Raw genomic sequence first — 19,566 nt, forward strand, 5'->3', positions numbered from 1 at the left:
GTAGAATAGGGGAGGGAACTGTTAATGGAGAACGAAATGCTAGAAGTCAGCTACAAAGTAGTCGTCAATGTCGAGGAGCAATATGCGCTATGGCCATTGCACCTGCACAATCCAGCTGGCTGGAGCGATGCCGGCAAGAATGGCACGAAGGAAGATTGCCTGGCATATGTGAAGGAAGTGTGGAGCGACTTGACGCCGCTAAGCCTTCGTCAAGCATGAACTCTGTTCCAGCCATCCGTGAATTGCACATGGATCTGCGTTCAGTCCAAGACGAGCTTGAGCGTATCGCACGCCTACTATTAAAGTAGTAGAAAAACAGTAAAATGAAGTGAACCAAATTATACTAGTTTTCTAGGCATTGTTCGTAAACAGGGAGCATTATGCATTGTGCAGCCAGCCTGTTAATGAGCATGCTCGGATGTTCTATGTGATCTGGATGGGCAAAGGAAAAGGGTTAACCATTTCGAATGGTTAACCCTTTTTCATGCAATTGTCGACTATGGATTTGGGTTGCCTATGGGATGTACGATTGATGGTGGTCATTACATGCAAATGGTCGTATATTAATAGTATGTGGATGATGAGAGAGACCATGAACCACATTACGCAATGATAAACGATTCTACATAGAAAGAAGGAGAAAAATGGATTTTCAACCGCTTGTTTCATTTGTTGACCGTATCACATCCTGGCGAGTTCCGTGGGCAGAGGTACTGGTGATGAGTCAAAACGATATCGTTTTCCGTTACCGTAGCGGCTATGCTAACCTTGAGGAACAGACGCCTATCAGTGATAGAGCGATCTTCAATCTCTACTCCTTGACGAAGATAATGACCTGCGTCGCAGCGCTTCAACTGGTGGAGAAAGGCGATATGCTGCTAAGTGATCCGGTTTCCGACTATCTGCCGGAGTATGCCGAGATGACGGTGAGGAAAACTTTGCCGAACGGGGAAATTAGGCTTGAAAAAGCAACCAGTCTCATTACGGTACGCGATTTGTTTACGATGACTGCGGGGTTCTCCTATGATATTGGCTCTCCATCTTTTAAGGAGGCTGTGCATAGTACCAACGGAACATTACCAACACGTGCTTTCGCGAAAGCGCTTGCCAAGGAACCCCTTCTGTTTGAGCCAGGTACACATTGGAACTACAGCATGTGTCACGATTTACTCGGGGCATTGGTGGAGGTTGTCAGCGGAAGACGCTTTGGTACGTATTTGCGAGAAGAAATCACCGGACCACTTGGTATGAACGATACGGCGTTCGATCTTAACGATGAACAGCAGACCCGACTGATTCCGCAGTATATGTACAATGACGAGCTTGAAAAAGCCGTGCGTCTGGATGGAAACGGGTACCGGGTCGGGAGCGAATTGGAGAGTGGCGGCGCCGGATTGTTGTCCACAGTTAGTGATTATTCACTGTTCCTGAATGCACTGACTGGGTACGGCACCAGTCCGGAAGGCGTACGGATTCTGTCAAAAGCCTCGGTGGAACTGATGCGAACGGACCATCTGAACGAGCAGACCCGCGGCGATTATTCATGGGATCACATGAGTGGTTATGGGTATGGCCTTGGTGTTCGTACTCATGTCTCCAAGTCATTAAGCGGCTCGCTGAGCCCGCTCGGCGAATTCGGATGGAGCGGCGCCGCCGGGTGCATGGCTATCATTGACCCGGATTCCAAGCTTACCGTTATGTATGCGCAGCACCTTCTGAACAATCAGGAGCCTTACGTTCAGCGACGCTTGCGAAATGTCGTGTATTCCTGCTTGTAATGTGGAAGCTGAAGTCTTAGCGCGGCATATCGTTTGATTCGTATCGCGGGACAAGAGCTTGGTTCCGCGATACTTTTAAAAAAGTAAAAGAAGGACTGCTAAAGACTATACGACTGGGATCATAGACACTTCATTTATAATGGAACTGAAAAATTGTACGGTTAACATAAATAGGTTGCATTAAAGCTCTTGGTACTCAGGGCTTTTTTTTGATTGCAACCACTTTTGCTTCAATAATTTTGTGAACTAAAAGTGGTTGCATAACTTAGTGTCATTGCGAACTATTACCATGCCAATAGATTACGAAAGGATAACTGTGGATTATGGACCAATTTCTAGTACTCAAGCGGATAAATACAGCGCGGACATTGGGATAGAATTAGCATTCAAGTTAATAGAGATATAGATTTATTAGGCAACTTTTCATGCCTTAATAACTGCAAAACCAGCAGTCTCGCCAACTGACTTGCCAATTAGCATGCTGAACACATGTTTATTCCAAAAAGGGTAAGGTTCCACCGAGCGTCTGATAAATGAGTACCAGGTTCAGAATTATAATAGTGATCGCACAAAGGATAGCTAGTAAGTTGACAATCGATTTGTTCACCAAAACTCCCATGAATTCTTTGCGCCTTGTAAAGCAAATCAAGGCGATGATTGGCAATACAATACTTAGGGCAACTTGACTAATGACCAAAGTGCGGGTCGGGTCAGCTCCAAGAGCAATAATAACGATAGCTGGCAACATCGTAATGACTCGACGTTGCCAAACGAGTATAGTGAATCCCACAAAGCCTTGCATGATGACTTGGCCCGCCATTTCAAATCATTTGAAACAGCAACGAAAACGATTGAAGGAATTGAAAAGATACATATGATCAAAAAGGGGCAGGCCAAATTGAAAAATTTGTCTGCCCCTAATAATGTTAAACACTTCAATCAGTTATTCGGTATGATAGTTTAAAAAAATTTAATTGCATGATACATGTTGTTTTTATTTATTTCTTTAACCACAACCAACTAACTGGAGAATTACCCTTTGAAGCATATGATTTACGATTGAATTCTTTAGAAGACATGAACTTAACAACAGCAAATAGATTATTAACAAAAAAGTCATAGAGCTAACGAATACGATAGCTCTATGACAGAAAAAAGCAGACCAAGAATGTATTATTCCAGCTTTGGTCTTCTTTTTGTGATGCTCCCACAAAATACATTGAATAAATGCAAACAATGTGCAGACCTTTATGTTTCAAGGGGTTTTCACACACTCGGTTAGATAATGTCAGCAACGTTGGTGCTACTCCACGTCATGGAGACAATGCCTATTTCTCAACATCTTTAATTTGTGGGGGAAAGATCTATATTTTAGATATGGGAGGGAAATTCTAGATGCGTAAAATAAAAGATGGTTGAAAGCGATCGCATAAAAGGAGGATGTTTGTGGGAAAAAGGTTCGCATTGAATTTTTTACCCCACTTTAAGAACCAGCGTGGATCAGTTTATGGAAAAACACAATCATAGTTTAGATTCTAAGTAGGCAGCAGAAATACTTGGGGTTCACATATGAAAGAAGTTTGGTGTAAATCCTGCGTAACGGCAGCTTTTTTACAGTCAGAGGACCAGACATAGATCAATATTATGGATGGCATTTGATGCAGAAAGTTTGGTCAAATTAATTGACATTTTTGAACCTCAACTAAATATAGGGAATTGCCCCAAAAGAAATGATCGGATTTCATAATACAGGTAGATGGTTCAAGGGTCAATCTTCCTCTCACTATGCTGAGGTGATTGAAAACGTAGTGCAGGGAAAATTACGAAAATCGGTAAATCGACTAAATATCTAAAATATTTAAAGCAAAAGCTATACTTTACACACTATCAATTTCAAAAATATGAGCATATAATTATGTTTATTGCTAAAAAAGAAAAAGTTGTATGATGATGTAATATATTTCATTTGAATCATATTGGGGAGGATATCGACGAATAGACCTATTTGTCTACTACCTGACTCGATTTAGCTATACCAAGTAAAAAATTCGAACTATGGATATGAGTTCAAGGAAATCGCTTAAAATTCGTTTTACTCCTCTCAAGAAAAATGCAGAGTGGAACTATTGGTCCTTGATGAATTTCAACATATCAACAATAGTGAAAATAAACGGATCAGGCCTAAGTTGCGGACTGGATTAAAGGTCTTGTTAACGAAATTAATTGTTCCTATGCAAGGTTCCGACTGCCGAATCACTAAACGAACAGACAATTAGACATTCATATTATCGATCGCCAGATATTTCGCTCATTCGTTTATGTTAAGCGCTTTCATGCTTTTCTAAAGGCGATAGATGCTGAATGCCCGTTTTAAGACAGCGTAGCACAAAGCATTCCAAATTTGTGATCCCAGAAACATTGAGGGTCGATAGAGCGTGGAAAACCAATTTTGAAGAGTGAGGTATTGCAATGGCACTGTATATTGAATTTTTCAAGAAGGCCTTTCAAGAACGTTATGCGTTTCGTTTCAACTTTTACATCACAATCTTTGCAAGCATTCTGCTGCTTGTGATTCAGATCAATGTGTGGACGGCACTTTACAACAATAAAGAGAATATTGACAATATCAATCTTAATGAAATGGTTTGCTACATTATAATCGCAGCAGTCGTCATGACATTAACGCGATCGAATGCAGGCAGTAAAATTGCAGAGAGAGTTGAGAATGGAAGTATCATATTGGATTTAATGAAACCCGTTAATTTTAAGAGATATTTATTCTCGGAGGACTTAGGAACGAACGTATTCCAAACATTATTCGCCACGGTCCCTGCTATAGCGGCTACCTGGTTGTTTTTCGACATTTCCCTATCGGTGGATATAAGGAATACATTACTGTTCCTACCGAGTCTTGTGTTAGGGATAATTATGGCATTCTATATTCATTATATTTTTGGCCTTTTCTCGTTTTGGCTTGAAACCTCATGGTATATTCCGTTCTTTATAGGTGCCTTGTTCGAACTCTTCTCAGGTTCTGTTGTTCCGTTATGGTTTTACCCGCAATGGTTGTTTAATATCTGTCAGGCATTACCGTTCCGCTTCATTTTTTTTGAACCGATTTCTATTTTTTTAGGGAAGTACGGGATGCAACAATCGGTAACCGTTCTTCTCATGCAAACTGGATGGTTGGCGGTTATTATACTCGTTGAAAAATATATATGGTCTAGAGTGCAAAACAAATTGGTAATCCACGGGGGATGACGCATGCATTACGCTCAACTGTATTTGGAATATATCAAATTAAGGATAATGGGGGTAGCCGAATACCGTAAGGCCTTTTTTATGGGAGGGATAGCTCAGTTTGCTTCTTACGGGGCCGAATTTCTGATTATATGGATTCTGGTAGATAAGTTCCAATCCATCAATGGTTGGGGAGCATATGAGGTTTTGTTATTGTTCTCTTTAAATCTATGTTCTTACGCACTAGCGGGGTTTTTCTTTTTCACACCTACGACTCAACTAAGCAATATGGTGAAAAATGGTTCTTTCGATGAAGTGTTAACAAAGCCTCTTAATAGTTTCTTTTACCTGGTTTGCCGGGAATTCAATAGCGCGTACATAAGCCATTTTGGGCTCTCCATCGGGGTGATCGTCATCTGCCTAACTGGTATGGAAAGTACCTTTACATTTAGGGATATAGTTTTCCTGATCGTAGTGATAATAAGTGGAGCATTAATTCAAGGGGCAGGGTTAATTTTTACTTCAGTACCATCATTTTGGATCATCGAAACGCAAGGTTTGCGAGAAGTCCTTTTCTTTCAAATTAAGAATTTTATTCGCTACCCAATCACCATTTACAACAAGGCAGTTCAAGTGATTCTGACCTTTATTCTGCCATATGCGTTTATTAATTTTTATCCCGCACAATATTTTATTGCGAAAGATGACTTCGTTTTTTTTAACCATAACGTTCAATATTTCTCCCCGGTGGTTGGAATTGTATGTTTTGTACTGGCTTATAGGTTTTGGTTATTTGGCGTCAATCATTACAAAAGTACGGGATCTTAGGGGGGAACTATAGTGATAGAGGTCAGTAATGTAACAAGGGAGTTCAGAGTATTTAGACGCGAAAAAGGGTTTGCTTCATCTATAAAATCGATTCTGAACAGGAACTACGAAGTGAAGAAGGCTGTTAACAATATTAATTTTCATATCCAAGAAGGAGAACTTGTAGGATATATTGGATCGAACGGAGCTGGTAAATCTACGACGATAAAAATGCTTGCCGGTATTCTTGTACCCACATCTGGGATTGTCCGGGTGGACGGTAAAGAACCGCACCGAAATAGGAAGGAAAACGCAATGAATATCGGGGTCGTTTTTGGTCAGAGGTCTCAATTATATTGGAATCTCCCAATGGAGGAAACATTTGATCTATTTTCAAAAATATATAAAATTAACCCAAAGGTTTTCCGTAATAATGTTGATTATTACGTAGAATTGCTCGAAATGGAAGAATTCATAAGGGTTCCGGTGCGGCAGCTGAGTCTAGGTCAAAGAATGCGTGCAGAGTTAGCAGTGGCTTTACTGCATGAGCCAAAAGTACTTTATTTGGACGAGCCTACGATCGGTTTAGATGTAGCCGTAAAGGCCAAGATTAGAACCTTTATTCGACAAATAAACAAATCAAAGAAAACAACCGTAATTCTAACCACTCACGATATGAAGGACATCGAGGAAGTATGCGACCGAATTATTACAATCAACAAAGGCGAAGTATTATTTGACGGTACTGTAGCCGGATTCAAGGATAATTTCAATCCGGGGCATGTGCTTACAGTCGATCTGGACGATCAGCGTAATAAAATAACAGATGGCAGGCTCAAGCTTCTTGCCGACGAAGGATTGAGGAAAAGTTTCTTATTTGACAAGAATGAACTCTCGGTCGCCCATGCGATCTCGATCATTTCGAAGAGTTACGAAATAAAGGACATGCAGTTGAAAGAGCCGGATATTGAGGAAGCGGTAAAGTTTTTATATGCTGCCGCAGCGAGAGAAAAATAGAATATGTCGACTGGGGCATGAAGAAATGACCGTTATAGCACTTTTGTGAGTCGCCGGATGGTCGTCTTGCCGGTGCCGCCATCGGTGGCGACTAGATAAACGATATCAGCAAATGGAAAGCAATCTCGCAAAAAAAATTCATTAAGTGAGAAAGTGAATGAAGATTATGAAGCATTTATCACATGAACAGACTCTTATAATAGATATTCTGAAAATGGCAGCAAGTAATATGCATGTTGATAAATCAGACAATAGGTTAGTGATTGATATATCAAATGTAAATTGGTTAGTTTTTTATAAACTTATCAATGAACAAGGAATATTCCCGTTTATATATAAAGAAATTAATAAATATATTCCAACTGAAATATTTCCGATTTTTCGTGAAGAATATAACAAACACATCCAGCACATTGATTTATTAATAGAAGAAACCAAGAAAGTTACAGAGCTTGCACAAAGGCAGAATATTCATTTGGTTGTTGCAAAAGGTGTTGTACTTTCGAAATTAATTTATGATGACGTGTATGTCAGAAAAGCCGGAGATATTGATACTTACTTAAATGATAACGATGTCCCTGTTATGCATTCAATATTAATAGAATACGGGTACATTCATAAAGCAACAATCAATAATGAAGAACATACGCTACCCTTCCCAATATTAAAGTATAGTTATGTTCACCATGAGTATTGGGAATACACTAAAGAAATGTCAAAAAATGAGTTCGTATATTTAGAGTTGCAGCGGTTTATCCAAAACAAAATAACTCATCAAATGCAGGACTTTCTCAATGGATTTCAAATTATGGAGTTAAATGGTGTAATTATTAAGACTTTTGATGTTGAGCATTCCCTACTGTTATTAACAATAAACACATATGTGGATTCACAGTGGTTTAATAGTGGGCCAAGATTAAAAGGATATTTTGATATTTGTAATTATTACACTAAGTTTTCCGAATATATAGATTGGGATCGAATTTACTCTCTTTCAGATAAATATAATATTCACGAAGTTATTTATAGAGTATTATCGGATGTTAACGAAATATTTAATGATTGCATCGATATAAGGATTATTCAACTATTTGAATCGGACACCTCCAATAAACTTTTTTTTGAATGGAATACCCCCGTTTTACTAAGGATATTCCAAAATGAACTTGATCATGAAAGAAGTATAAAAAATCAACTGATAAACAGATGCTTCAGTCACAATAATCCCAACTTTATTGCTCCTAAAATTGTTGATTTTACTGGAGGTGAATATGACAAATTTATTGATGTAAAGTATGGGTTTTCCTTTCAATACGGGTTTAAACTGTCTTCATCCTGCTTAATTCTTGAACTACATTTTGAACAGAGATTTTTTGACTCACTGGAGGATTTTTTACTGGATATTGCTTTTATAAATGAGGATTACAATGAATCAAATTTATGTAAATATGCTTTTTGTATAGTGAAAAATGAGGGCCGTATTAAAGCAAATAATGTTGATGAAACAGAAAATAAAGACTGCGAAATTATTATGACATCAGATTTAATTTATACAATATCGATACCCTTTAATTTAATTGGCGTCGACAAGAATGATCTCCCAGTCAAATTTGCCTACAACGTTAGCTTGTCCGAACGAATGCACAAGAATGTAATGCTCTTATTAAGTGAACATTGGTATTTTAATTTAGAATATTGGAAAAACCCTCCAATTATTCAGCTACAAACTTAAGTTACTACCTAAATTCCCGCCCAAAGTATACCGATACAGGCTCATTGACGGCAAACGCCTTAAAGACTCTGGTGGATGGCTTTTACTAACACTAAGGTAACGGCGAGTAAGTGCGAAGTTTAAGTGATTGTAAACTTCCATTAGCTTTACAGATAGAATTGGTTAATTTAGCGAGTCTATAAATTCATGCGTGAATTGGCAAATTTCTTTGGAAGGAAGACGCAAATGAATCACAAAGAAATCATCCAAAAGTTGTTGAATACTTATCAAAACAAGAATTACCTCGAAATTGATGCGTCCGAAGGCGTCAATTTTGCAGAAATTGACGCTCAATATAAAGTGGGTGTAGGTTCGGCACAGCCTAGCGATTTGGTCAAACAGAATATAAGTGATCGATGTATATATAAGGCAATGGCAAGCGATGATTTCTTTGAGCAACACAAAGGTGACAACATGAAATTTGATGTTGTTTTTGTCGATGGTTTGCATGAGTATGAACAAGCTTATCGAAATATTGTCAACGCTCTTGACTGTTTGGCCTCTGACGGCGTAATTGTGATTCACGACTGCAAGCCTGCACATGAAGTGATTGGTCTGCCGCCTAAATTATATAGACTGGTTGATCCTGAATTCAAGAAGTTTGGTGCCAGAACGCCATGGACAGGCGATGTTTGGAAAGCTATTGTCAAATTGCGCTCTTCTCACAACGATCTGTTAGTTTTCACACTGGATTGCGACTGGGGTTGTGCCATTATTACAAAAGGCGAGCCGGAATCTATGTTGTCATTTTCTCAGCTTGAAATTAAGGCGATGGATTATAGCGATTTCATTGCTGATACCACCGGCTTTTTGAACTTAAAACAACCGGAATACCTGAGTAAATTTTTGGTTGAATATAGACACGGAGAGAGATTAAAAAACTATAAACTCTATGTCGAAAATTTTTATGATGTATCTGAAAAATGCAGTTATAACTATAATATAGACAAACCAGAAGGTGTGCGAATAATTAACAAAGGGCTTATCTTGCCAGCAAAACGCCGTCTTGATAAAAACAGAATGTGGTGCGGCGGGGTATGCGATATAGACGGCAACTTTGTTGACGGGCATATGGCTCATATATCGCTTCAAAATGACGATGGAAGCTGTAATGAAGCTTATTCTTTACCGGCAGAAATACCGTGTATAAAAGAAACTGTTGTATATGGTGGTTTTTTGCTTGAATTATTTGGTCATTTTATTACCGAATCTCTTTCTCGGCTGTGGTGGTTTTTGGATAACCCTAAAAGCGGTTACAGGTTTGCATTTATTTCTGAAAGTGAGACTCCACCTTTTTTGGAATTTATATACATGCTAGGATTAAATGAAAAAGACATAATTGTTATTAATGAACCAATGCGTTTTGATTCAATTATTGTGCCAGATCAATCGACATACTTACACAGCGGATATACATCTAAATCTATTCCGATATATGACACGATTCGAGATAGTGTAGCACCGTCAGAATTTGAGAAAGTATATTTAAAAGGCGGCAGTTTAAATACTTATAGCGTGTTGAATGAAGCATATTTTGAGAAATACTTTAAATCAATTGGTTATGAAATTGTAAAAATGGAAATGTTATCCGCAAGAGAACAAGTGGCCATTATGTCTGGTGCTAAAGAGATTGTATGTGTAAGCGGAACTTTGCCGCATCATATATTGTTTAGTCATAATGGTATCAAAATAACAATACTGAACAGACTTGTCGGGAGTCGCAGCAATCAATATTGGATAAATCAACTAAGAGAAGCAACATGTACATTCATTGATGTTTCCGCAAATTTTCTGCCTGCTTTGCGTTATACATCTATTTATTTGTTAGCACCGACAGTTCAATGGAAACAATACATCATGGAACAAGGAAATGGTTTATTACAGGAAGATGAATGCTCAATTCGTGATTTTGCCTTAGAGTATATTGAACAATGGGCTATTTGGATTACACACCTTAGACCATCAACTCTACGAGCGTTAAAAGAAAACACTCTAGCTGATATAATCATCGGAATTAATAAATATCTGATTGGGAATGACCTCGACGAACTTACAAAAAAGCGACTTATAGAAACATTCTCGCCACCATCAAAATAACACATCCCCGGTAAAGTAAAAAAGAAAGGAGCGTTGGAAATATCAATCTAGCCGAAAAGTACAATTTGGTAGAGGGGGAGTAAGTAATTGAATAATGACTATAATCATTCAAATAACAACAAAAACGCAGAAAAATGGCGAAAATACGAACATATAATAGAGCATATCGAAATTGGAGAAGATATATTAAAAAATGTACCCGAATGGGTCAATCGAAAAGGCTATAAGAATGTATTAGTCGTTTTTGATGTTAACACTTATGTAGTAGCAGGAGAACAATTGTGCAGTTTGTTAGCAGATGCGAACGTTGTATTTAATAAATATATTTTCAACGAAACCCAATTAATAACAAATGAAGTCAGTATAACAGAGCTTAGTGCTGCCGTTTTACCGGAACATAGTCTTTTACTTGGTGTGGGTTCAGGTACAATTAATGACTTGTGTAAATACGTGGGTTTTACTTCTGGTCGAGATTGTGCAATTGTTGGAACCGCGCCGTCTGTGGGCGGATATTCTTCGAAAAGCGTATCATTGACCCTAGATGGCATAAAGGTATCATTACAAGCACAATGCCCCAAAGCTGTTTTTTGCGATTCTTTGATTATAAGTGCTGCACCTATGCCCATGATTATTTCTGGACTTGGCGATATTTTGGGACATTATAGCGCTATTGCAGATTGGACTCTTTCACATATATTAACTGGCGAATCTATGCCGGAAGAAATTGTTAATATCGTACTTGAAGTGCTGCGACTTTCAACCGAGTGTGTAAAAACATTGAAATATCGTGAAATATCAGCAATTACGCAGCTTACAGAAGGGATTATACTATCTGGTATTGCAATAAGTATGTATGGCAATACTCGCCCTGCATCTGGTGCTGAACACCAACTCACACATTATTGGGAAATGCGAAATCTTGCGGAGAACAAAGAATCTGCATTACATGGTCAGAAAGTAGGCGTAGCAACTATTTGCGCTATAAGGATATGGAAAAGATTACTTGATATAAAATTGGAACCACCCAAAAAAGAAGATCGGGACCATACATTGGCACTGGTTGCAGAAAAATATGGAGCAGCGGCAAAGGATTTATTATCTGTTCCAAACCCCAACCTATCGTTTGAATTAATAAAAGATAAATGGTTTGAAATATTAGCAATTGCCGAAAAACTTCCTGAGCCCGAGCATGTTGCGGAACTCTTAAGTGTTGTAGGCGCTCCCGTAAATACGGAGAATATATATGTTGGAAAAGAACTGCTGAGAGAGAGCGTAATATTGGCAAGAGAACGAAAAAAAAATTATACGGTTTTACAATTGTTAGGCGACTTAACGCTGCTAGAGAATTTTGGAGAATATTTATCTCTCAATAGACACTCACAATATTCTTCAAAAATATGAAGTAATTAAGGGATTCTTGCTTTTCTTTATGTTTATATATTTGGAGGATAAGAACTCATGAAAGAGCGTAGCTTTTTATTGTTTAAACCCAATAAATATGGTTCGGATGAAATTAATATATTCATATTAGATGAAATAAAAAAAAATAATTTAAGCATTGAAAACGAAAAATTCCAAAGTATAACTACATGGCATATATGCAATTTATGGCCGCGCCTTGCAGATGATATGTTGCTATATTATACATATGTTGAACTATTCAAGCGCGAGTCAGTTAAAATACTTGAAGTTTGCGGTGAAAATGCTATCGATAAGGTTGCGAATATAAAGGAGAGAGTACGTTCTAGGTACGCAAATAGTGTATATAGGAATTGTGTTCATGCTCCTGTTGATGCTGAAGAGTATAACAGTCACATCGAGATTATTCGGAACACAGGTAGAATGTTAAACTATAAATTTAACGAATTACCTTACTTTAGCTATGCAAAATTAACTGAAGAATTATGCAAAGAACTTGCTAAATTTATTGTTGACATTAATTCGGGTACGATGGCACCTTATATTATCTCTTACTATACTTCTCCAAATAAAATTAGATATTACCTTGTCTTAGACAGAGAGGTTTCTTTTACAGAGTATGTGTGTTTTATTTGTGATTACTTCAAACAATATAGTATAGATGATGCCATTGTTTTAGCTACTATTCTCATCGCCCATTGTGAAGTTTGTTTAGCTGATGGAAATGATGAAAATGTTGCAGAAAAAATACTTCATTATGGAGAAAAGCACCGCTTAAATATTAGACTCCATAGAATAACTTAATCTAGCTGATTTCCGATTCGAAAATGGTGCAAATGCCTAAAAAGTTTCTGTTTAAAAAACATAGATTAAATATAATAATTGTAAAGGAGATAGACGAAATTGTTTAATAAAAACGATAAAATCTTAATAATATCGGCTCATCCTGACGATGAGGTGCTGGGTTGCGGCGGGACGATACGGACATTAGCGGATCAATATGGCGGTGAATTACCCATATTCTCGCTTATTTTGTCGGAAGGGCTTACAGGGCGACGTGCTGCCAGCCAAGAGGAAAAAGATGGTGTAATTGAGGATGCCCTAAACGCTGCTAGAATACTTGGGATACAAAAAACATTCTTCGAGAATTTGCCCAATAACCGTATGGATGGTATGGACTTGCTGGATGTTATTAAAATCATAGAGAAGTATATAGCGGAGTTGTCCCCCACCGTAATTTTAACACATCATTATGGGGACATAAACATTGCGCATCGTATCACCTATCAGGCGGTTATCACAGCTTGCCGCCCATTATCGGGATGTCCTGTACGAAAGGTACTTAGCTATGAAGTGTTGAGTTCAACAGAGTGGGCTTTTCCGTATACCCAAAGCGCATTTTCCCCCAATATTTTTTTTGAAATTGACGATGCGATACACACAAAAATTGAGGCAATGAACGCATACAGGTCTGAACGCAGAGAGCTACCCCACCCGCGCAGCCCGGAAATAATAAAGGCTACCGCGTTGAAATGGGGAAGTGTAGCTAACTTGGGCTATACGGAGGCTTTCGCACTGGTTTACGATAGATTGCCGATTAAGGATATTTAACGGAGGGGTATAAATGCAGCATACGCAAGACATGTTTGCTAACGCAACATTATTAATTACCGGTGGTACAGGTTCTTTTGGTAATGCGTTTCTAAAGCGATTTCTTGATTCGGATATTAAAGAGGTGCGTGTTTTTTCTCGGGATGAAAAAAAACAATACGATATGTACACAACCTATCGAAATAGTAAAATAAAGTTTTACATTGGAGATATCCGGGATTTGCAGAGTATAAGTAATGCGATGATTGGTGTGGATTATGTTTTTAACGCGGCCGCACTGAAGCAGGTGCCGTCATGCGATTTTTTTCCCATGGAAGCTATGCGAACCAATGTAATAGGTACCGATAATGTGCTAACCGCCGCCATTAACGAAGGGGTAAAAAAAGTGGTGTGTCTTTCTACGGATAAGGCGGTGTATCCCATCAACGCTATGGGGATGAGCAAAGCTTTAATGGAGCGCGTGTTTATTGCAAAATCACGTACGGCAAATCATACGCTTATATGCGGTACGCGGTATGGCAATGTGATGAATTCTCGCGGTTCGGTTATACCGCTGTTCGTGGAGCAAATAAAAGGGGGAAAGCCCCTTACCATTACCGACCCTAACATGACAAGGTTTTTTATGAGTTTGGATGAAGCCGTTGATTTAGTACTGTATGCCTTTCAGAACGGCTGCCCCGGCGACCTTTTTGTGCAAAAATCACCTGCTTGCACGATGGGAGTATTGGCGCAGGCGGTAAAAGAATTGTTTAACGCCGATAACCCCATACAAAAAATCGGTATCCGGCACGGGGAAAAATATTACGAAACATTGCTGACTAAAGAAGAAGGAGTACATGCCGACGACTTGGGCCGGTTTTACCGGGTACCCGCGGATAACCGGGATTTGAATTATGCGCAGTATTTTAATCAAGGCACCAATGGTACCTTATTGGACGAATATAATTCTTTGAATACTATACAGATGGATGTGGAGCAGATAAAGGAAAAACTGCTGGCTACGGAATACATCCAGGAGGCGTTAGGGCAGATAAAGGAAAAACTGCTGGCTACGGAATACATCCAGGAGGCGTTGGGTTTGTGAAAATTCTGGTATTAGGTGCGGGGGGCATGGCAGGGCATGTGATTGCTATTTACCTAACGGAAAAAGGCCATAATGTTACCGGGCTGGGTAGAAGAGGACTCCCGTTCTGCCAAAATATTGTCGCTGATGCGAGGAATGTCAAAAAGCTTTCGGAAATTATAAAAGCAGGTAATTATGACGCTGTAGTCAACTGCATAGGTCTGTTGAATAAAGCGGTGGAGGCAAATCCCTATGACGGAATATGGCTTAATAGTTGCTTACCTTATTTATTGACGGAGCTATCAGCAGATATGAGGACACGTATTATCCACCTTAGTACAGACTGTGTGTTTTCCGGGTATGAAGGCGGTGGGTATGATGAAGCCAGCTTCCGTACCGCCGATACGCTGTATGGGCGTTCAAAGGCAATGGGCGAAATCAACGATGAAAAAAACCTGACATTTAGGATGTCCATTGTTGGACCGGATATTCATGAAAATGGGATAGGCTTATTTAATTGGTTTATGCGGCAAAGCGAAGCTGTAAACGGGTATACAGAGGCGATATGGACGGGTGTAACTACAATGATTTTAGCCAAAGCGATACTTGCAGCGTTGGAACAAGGGCTGTCTGGGCTGTATCATTTGGTAAACAACGATAAGATTGATAAATTCGCGCTTTTAGGGTCATTTAACGGGTTGCGCGCCCAATCTGTGCCCATCCATCCCACGGATACGGTGACAGAGGATAAATCAATGGTAAACAACCGGCGGGATTTTAACTTCCAAATACCTACTTATAAAGAAATGGTAGCGGATATGGGCGAATGGATAACCCGGCACAAAGAGTTGTATCCGCATTATGCGATTAAAGCGTATTGATAAGACGAATTGACCATTTATGTTCGATCCACTTCTAGGTATGCTATATGGGAAAAGAAGGGTGAAATGCCCGGGACATAAGCGGAGATCAGACAATGCAACGGTTGGGAAAACGTAACCACCAGTTTTGAAGCCTGTAATGAACGAGTTCTTCTCATGGTGTGCGTTACGGAACGAGTTGTCCTGCCATGGAGTCCATGCAGCTGTGGTTGACACTTGCGGATAATTTTGTTATACTGGCTTGCATTACAAACAGAAATACTTGTACGGGTGAATATTATGCATGTCGCAATTGCGGCAGATGGGAGTTTTTTATGGTGCGAGAGGCATTAATTAACAGAAAAACAAAAGAAACAGATATTAAACTGGAGCTTAATCTCGATGAATACAGTGAAGGCAACATCAACACGGGAATTGGATTCTTTAACCATATGCTCACGCTTTTTGCTTTTAGAGCAGGAATAACACTAAATGTGGATTGCAAAGGTGATTTAGAGATAGATGGGCATCACACAGTTGAGGACATTGGAATATGCTTGGGGCAAGCAATCAAAAAGGCTATAGGGGATAAAAAAGGCATAAACCGTTATGGTAGTTCACGTATACCTATGGATGAGAGCTTAGCATTAGTGGATTTGAGTATATCTAATCGCTCTTTTTTAGTGTTTAACGTGGTAATGCCGTCAACACGAGTAGGCGAGTTTGAAACCGAATTAACCGAAGAGTTTTTTCTCGCTGTAGCGAATAATAGCGGGATAACCATACACATCAATTTGGAATACGGTAAAAATACACACCATATAAATGAGGGTATTTTCGTGGCATTCGGCGATGCGTTGAAGAAAGCAATTAAGATAACAGGCGATGTTATTCCGTCTACGAAGGGTACGTTATCAATATAAAAAAATATAGAACAGCTTTTGTACGTTATCAGAATAAATGACAATGAGAAATGTAGAAAAACGAACCAATCGGGTGTTCGCGTAGAATTCCCTTGAAAACCGCTGAAACCTTGATGTACAAGGGATTCGGCGGTTTTATATGTATTACATGTTCACAAAACCCGTATTTCTTTTAGTTTGTTGAAAAATCTTTTATAACCATGTAAACTGGGGTCTATATATAATGTGTCACATCATACTTTTAAGGATCTGTATTGCTGCTACACCTATTACCTATTCATTTGAGTTTTTGAGTTGATCCAATAAGACAGCCGAAGGACCGAGGCAGCCATCCTATTGGCGCAGCCTCGGTCCTTTAAGCTTTAGTATGGAGAAACGATTCAGGAGTAGAGGAATAGGGCGAACGAGGGGCTGCGTTATGAAGAGAGATATCATCACACAGCCTTTTTTTTATATTTCGAATTTGTGTGTTGATTAACTAAAAGTAAATATTCGCAGTAAAAGCAGTTTTTGTTTAATGTGTTAGTTGATCATGTGCCTGTTTAGCTAGATTACGGACATGTTCAATGGATTCGTTTTGAAGCATAGATTGTAGGATTGATTTAAGATTGTCTGTTTTCAACATCGGTTGCACACCGTCTGCCATATCTATCCCACTCAAAATTGAATTAAGTGTTACTTTTCTCACTTGTACCTCGTCATCTTGAAGAAGCCGATCCATAAAGTCACTCGCATCATGCTCCTTTATATTTCGTAAACCTGCCGCAGCTGCGACCCTTACATCAGGAATAGAACTCCTTATTCCTTCGCGTATAACGTCCATGGATTGCTCATTTTGAATGAGACTGGAAGCATAAACTGCCCGAGGAGCAAGTCTGGGATTTCCTTCTTTGGTTATTTCCAATAAAAACGGAACAGCATCTGATCCAAGCTTGGACACTTCATCATAATCAGGTTCTTCCCGATCAAGAAGTTTAAGTATTCGCTCCATCATAAACCTAACCTCCTAATTGTATTATTAACTTCACATAAATCAGGGTATTGTATACTCACTCTGAATCATAGTATCAACTTCTGAAGATACTAAATCAGGAGGTGGATTCGTGATGTTGTGTGTTCCGTTTCCTGTCATCAATCGATTGTTATCAATAACATGACGTAGACCAAGCACATGTCCGATTTCATGCGCTAGGGTTCAGCGGCTAGCTACCCGGGTAATGACAGCTCCTGGGCGATTGGCAGGATATGCAGCACATCCATTTAAAGGAGGAATCGTGGACCTTACTAAGTAAACTACTAATTCTCTAGAACCGACAGAGTTTCTATTATTAAATAGAAGCTCCTGCTCATTCGTCACACTTCCCATCACGCATCTACCCACCTCCAAATCTTCCAATTCTGGAATATTTAAGATTTCAGTAGTTGCTATTTCAACATTGATTCCTGCTGAACTATAAACTTCTCTCATTGATGTAAACATTTCATCAATTGGAATATTTGGATTAAATAAAACTTTAACATGTATACGTACTATTTCTTCGCTCATAACATGCCTCCTCCTTGTCGTAAGTATGTTACGTATCTTTAAGCCTAAAGGTTAGCACAGTTTCAAAAACGTTGATTCGATTTGCTTTCTCAACTAGCTTGAAATCCGATTCCTTCAGAACTAGCTTGTCCCTCTCGGGTCGATCGTTATAGTCCCGATTCAATCCTTCTTTTTTAATGAAGTCGAAAAGCATCCCGAAATCCGAGAAACTTAGTTGAAGGGTCTTAAAGGGATAGGATTCGCCTGTCATATACAGGCTGACTTCGATTTGTTCCATCGGAATGAATCAGCTCCTTGTTCTCGTTGGCGAACGGACGCCTCTAATTTAACGATGCTGGGGCTAATATGCGTAAATGGCTGCAATCTTATTCAACGGTCAACGTGTAAGTCGCTGCGAAAGGGTATTTGTATGAGTACTGAATTACTTATTGTTAAACTTTGATGTAGCTGCTTACCAATCAGTCATATACAAATGAATAATATTAGATGCAACTCACAATAATACCTTTGTTCTATAGCGATATTAATGAGTCCGATGGAAATGTCATGACTTTTTCTGGAGGAAATATCACTGCTGCTAAAAAGGAGTATAACTGACGTGATAACGATTATCGAACCTTCGACAGATGAAGCTGTTTTATTAGTTAGCCTCGAGTATAGTACAGCGAACAAAGCCGCGTTGCAGGAAGCCGAGAAGTATGGGCATCTGCTTGATGAGGCGAGCAAGGTTGAAGTTGACTGGGGACTTCAAAAACAAGCATTGAGCATCTCCTATGAAACAAAATTGAATCATACCGGCGAGATGCAAGAGGAAGCTTGGAAGCAATTGTTTCTCGACCACGCTCCTGCGGTATTGCAGCAAGGAACAGGACGTGCAGGCGAAATTACCGGACTTCTAGCGGATGTCCGCTTGCTCGGGCCGGTCAAGTCCAAAAAATATAACGCGGTGTGGAAAGACAAGACTTTAAGCTTGGAGATATGGTCTATCGGAGCAGACTCGATCGTCGAGCTATCTGCCAAAGCGGACAGTGAGGCGGCATCGGAGCTGCAAACTTCACTATTGCAGTTTCTTCGACAAGAGCAGCTTCTCCTTGAGAATGAAATCTCCAAAACTCAATGGGCTTTGGATAAGTTGTCCCTTCTCACATTCGAAGCACCTATTCTCGAACTGCTTCGTACAGGCGGTTATACCCTTTATTTCAGACATGCGAAGCCCGCTGACAATCACAGTCCCGACCCGCAGAAATCGCCTTTGGCCTTACGAATGTAACGACCGATCCCGTCTTGGCGCAAGGGGAGATTTGGACCCAATTGGAGGTTATTCCACCAGAAGGACAAAATCGGATTATAGTCGCTCATTTCCATACTTTCGACGGTTCAGTCGAACCTCATCAGCTTCTCTATCTGGGTCTGATCGTGCTAAGACCGTTGGGA

At 39.4% G+C, this 19,566-nt stretch carries 18 protein-coding genes and 1 pseudogene; 14 read left to right on the forward strand and 5 right to left on the reverse strand.

What is annotated here, in order from left to right; all coding sequences use genetic code 11:
• Positions 1-24: 24 nt before the first annotated feature.
• Complete coding sequence (locus AC50YG_RS03910; protein ID WP_341282806.1) at positions 25-219, forward strand: MbtH family protein; 195 nt, start codon at positions 25-27, stop codon at positions 217-219.
• 425 nt (positions 220-644) lie between these two features.
• Positions 645-1,778, forward strand: a complete 1,134-nt coding sequence (locus AC50YG_RS03915; protein WP_494824815.1) for a serine hydrolase domain-containing protein — start codon at positions 645-647, stop codon at positions 1,776-1,778.
• Between the two features lie 493 nt (positions 1,779-2,271).
• Here AC50YG_RS03915 and AC50YG_RS03920 read toward each other — a convergent pair whose 3' ends face one another.
• Entirely contained in the window at positions 2,272-2,598 is a 327-nt protein-coding gene (locus AC50YG_RS03920; RefSeq protein ID WP_494824817.1) for a divalent metal cation transporter, read from the reverse strand.
• A 1,649-nt stretch (positions 2,599-4,247) separates the two neighbouring features.
• On the opposite strand from AC50YG_RS03920, the gene AC50YG_RS03925 reads away from it, so the two are divergent.
• The 11 genes from AC50YG_RS03925 to hisB all read left to right on the forward strand — a co-directional run bounded on the left by AC50YG_RS03925 (position 4,248) and on the right by hisB (position 16,586).
• Positions 4,248-5,039, forward strand: a complete 792-nt coding sequence (locus AC50YG_RS03925) for an ABC transporter permease (RefSeq protein WP_494824818.1) — start codon at positions 4,248-4,250, stop codon at positions 5,037-5,039.
• Positions 5,040-5,042: 3 nt separating this feature from the next.
• Positions 5,043-5,846, forward strand: a complete 804-nt coding sequence (locus tag AC50YG_RS03930) for an ABC transporter permease (RefSeq protein WP_494824819.1) — start codon at positions 5,043-5,045, stop codon at positions 5,844-5,846.
• Positions 5,847-5,858: 12 nt separating this feature from the next.
• Complete coding sequence (locus tag AC50YG_RS03935; RefSeq protein WP_494824821.1) at positions 5,859-6,842, forward strand: ABC transporter ATP-binding protein; 984 nt, start codon at positions 5,859-5,861, stop codon at positions 6,840-6,842.
• A gap of 157 nt (positions 6,843-6,999) precedes the next feature.
• A complete protein-coding gene (locus AC50YG_RS03940) occupies positions 7,000-8,574 on the forward strand; it encodes a nucleotidyltransferase family protein (protein ID WP_494824823.1) in 1,575 nt (524 codons plus the stop codon).
• A gap of 225 nt (positions 8,575-8,799) precedes the next feature.
• Positions 8,800-10,710, forward strand: a complete 1,911-nt coding sequence (locus tag AC50YG_RS03945; protein ID WP_494824825.1) for a glycosyltransferase 61 family protein — start codon at positions 8,800-8,802, stop codon at positions 10,708-10,710.
• Positions 10,711-10,797: 87 nt separating this feature from the next.
• Positions 10,798-12,111: a sn-glycerol-1-phosphate dehydrogenase gene (locus tag AC50YG_RS03950; RefSeq protein ID WP_494824827.1), complete on the forward strand. Its 1,314-nt coding sequence runs from the start codon at positions 10,798-10,800 to the stop codon at positions 12,109-12,111.
• Between the two features lie 57 nt (positions 12,112-12,168).
• Positions 12,169-12,933, forward strand: coding sequence for a hypothetical protein (locus AC50YG_RS03955; RefSeq protein ID WP_494824829.1), 765 nt, complete (start codon positions 12,169-12,171; stop codon positions 12,931-12,933).
• A gap of 99 nt (positions 12,934-13,032) precedes the next feature.
• On the forward strand, positions 13,033-13,740 hold the full coding sequence (locus AC50YG_RS03960) for a PIG-L deacetylase family protein (protein WP_494824831.1): 708 nt from the start codon (positions 13,033-13,035) through the stop codon (positions 13,738-13,740).
• 31 nt (positions 13,741-13,771) lie between these two features.
• Entirely contained in the window at positions 13,772-14,824 is a 1,053-nt protein-coding gene (locus AC50YG_RS03965; RefSeq protein WP_494825304.1) for a polysaccharide biosynthesis protein, read from the forward strand.
• Positions 14,821-15,684 carry an SDR family oxidoreductase gene (locus tag AC50YG_RS03970; protein WP_494824833.1) on the forward strand — a complete coding sequence of 288 codons (864 nt, stop codon included), beginning with the start codon at positions 14,821-14,823 and terminating at the stop codon, positions 15,682-15,684. The genes AC50YG_RS03965 and AC50YG_RS03970 overlap by 4 nt, the downstream gene beginning before the upstream one ends.
• A gap of 317 nt (positions 15,685-16,001) precedes the next feature.
• Positions 16,002-16,586 carry an imidazoleglycerol-phosphate dehydratase HisB gene (gene hisB / locus AC50YG_RS03975; RefSeq protein ID WP_494825306.1) on the forward strand — a complete coding sequence of 195 codons (585 nt, stop codon included), beginning with the start codon at positions 16,002-16,004 and terminating at the stop codon, positions 16,584-16,586.
• A gap of 514 nt (positions 16,587-17,100) precedes the next feature.
• On the opposite strand, the gene AC50YG_RS03980 is transcribed toward hisB, so the two are convergent.
• The 4 genes and pseudogenes from AC50YG_RS03980 to AC50YG_RS03995 all read right to left on the reverse strand — a co-directional run bounded on the left by AC50YG_RS03980 (position 17,101) and on the right by AC50YG_RS03995 (position 18,409).
• Positions 17,101-17,580: a HEAT repeat domain-containing protein gene (locus AC50YG_RS03980; protein WP_494824834.1), complete on the reverse strand. Its 480-nt coding sequence runs from the start codon at positions 17,578-17,580 to the stop codon at positions 17,101-17,103.
• A 39-nt stretch (positions 17,581-17,619) separates the two neighbouring features.
• Positions 17,620-17,769 (reverse strand): annotated as a pseudogene (locus AC50YG_RS03985) (hypothetical protein); the annotation flags it as partial.
• Between the two features lie 12 nt (positions 17,770-17,781).
• Positions 17,782-18,132 (reverse strand): hypothetical protein, encoded by a 351-nt coding sequence (locus AC50YG_RS03990; protein ID WP_494824835.1) that lies wholly within the window; start codon positions 18,130-18,132, stop codon positions 17,782-17,784.
• Positions 18,133-18,160: 28 nt separating this feature from the next.
• Positions 18,161-18,409: a hypothetical protein gene (locus AC50YG_RS03995; protein WP_494824836.1), complete on the reverse strand. Its 249-nt coding sequence runs from the start codon at positions 18,407-18,409 to the stop codon at positions 18,161-18,163.
• Positions 18,410-18,730: 321 nt separating this feature from the next.
• On the opposite strand from AC50YG_RS03995, the gene AC50YG_RS04000 reads away from it, so the two are divergent.
• On the forward strand, positions 18,731-19,402 hold the full coding sequence (locus AC50YG_RS04000) for a hypothetical protein (protein ID WP_494824838.1): 672 nt from the start codon (positions 18,731-18,733) through the stop codon (positions 19,400-19,402).
• The last annotated feature ends 164 nt before the right edge of the window (positions 19,403-19,566 follow it).

It is taken from the genome of Paenibacillus sp. J31R34, from assembly GCF_059383715.1.

Excerpts from the sequence above, each read along its gene's own strand:
- AC50YG_RS03940 (WP_494824823.1), top strand. The coding sequence starts at position 7,000 with ATGAAGATTATGAAGCATTTATCACATGAACAGACTCTTATAATAGAT.
- AC50YG_RS03910 (WP_341282806.1), top strand. The coding sequence starts at position 25 with ATGGAGAACGAAATGCTAGAAGTCAGCTACAAAGTAGTCGTCAATGTC.
- AC50YG_RS03990 (WP_494824835.1), bottom strand. The coding sequence starts at position 18,132 with ATGAGCGAAGAAATAGTACGTATACATGTTAAAGTTTTATTTAATCCA.
- AC50YG_RS03930 (WP_494824819.1), top strand. The coding sequence starts at position 5,043 with ATGCATTACGCTCAACTGTATTTGGAATATATCAAATTAAGGATAATG.
- AC50YG_RS03980 (WP_494824834.1), bottom strand. The coding sequence starts at position 17,580 with ATGATGGAGCGAATACTTAAACTTCTTGATCGGGAAGAACCTGATTAT.
- AC50YG_RS03995 (WP_494824836.1), bottom strand. The coding sequence starts at position 18,409 with ATGGAACAAATCGAAGTCAGCCTGTATATGACAGGCGAATCCTATCCC.
- AC50YG_RS03920 (WP_494824817.1), bottom strand. The coding sequence starts at position 2,598 with ATGGCGGGCCAAGTCATCATGCAAGGCTTTGTGGGATTCACTATACTC.
- AC50YG_RS03945 (WP_494824825.1), top strand. The coding sequence starts at position 8,800 with ATGAATCACAAAGAAATCATCCAAAAGTTGTTGAATACTTATCAAAAC.
- AC50YG_RS03955 (WP_494824829.1), top strand. The coding sequence starts at position 12,169 with ATGAAAGAGCGTAGCTTTTTATTGTTTAAACCCAATAAATATGGTTCG.
- AC50YG_RS03965 (WP_494825304.1), top strand. The coding sequence starts at position 13,772 with ATGTTTGCTAACGCAACATTATTAATTACCGGTGGTACAGGTTCTTTT.
- AC50YG_RS03915 (WP_494824815.1), top strand. The coding sequence starts at position 645 with ATGGATTTTCAACCGCTTGTTTCATTTGTTGACCGTATCACATCCTGG.
- AC50YG_RS03925 (WP_494824818.1), top strand. The coding sequence starts at position 4,248 with ATGGCACTGTATATTGAATTTTTCAAGAAGGCCTTTCAAGAACGTTAT.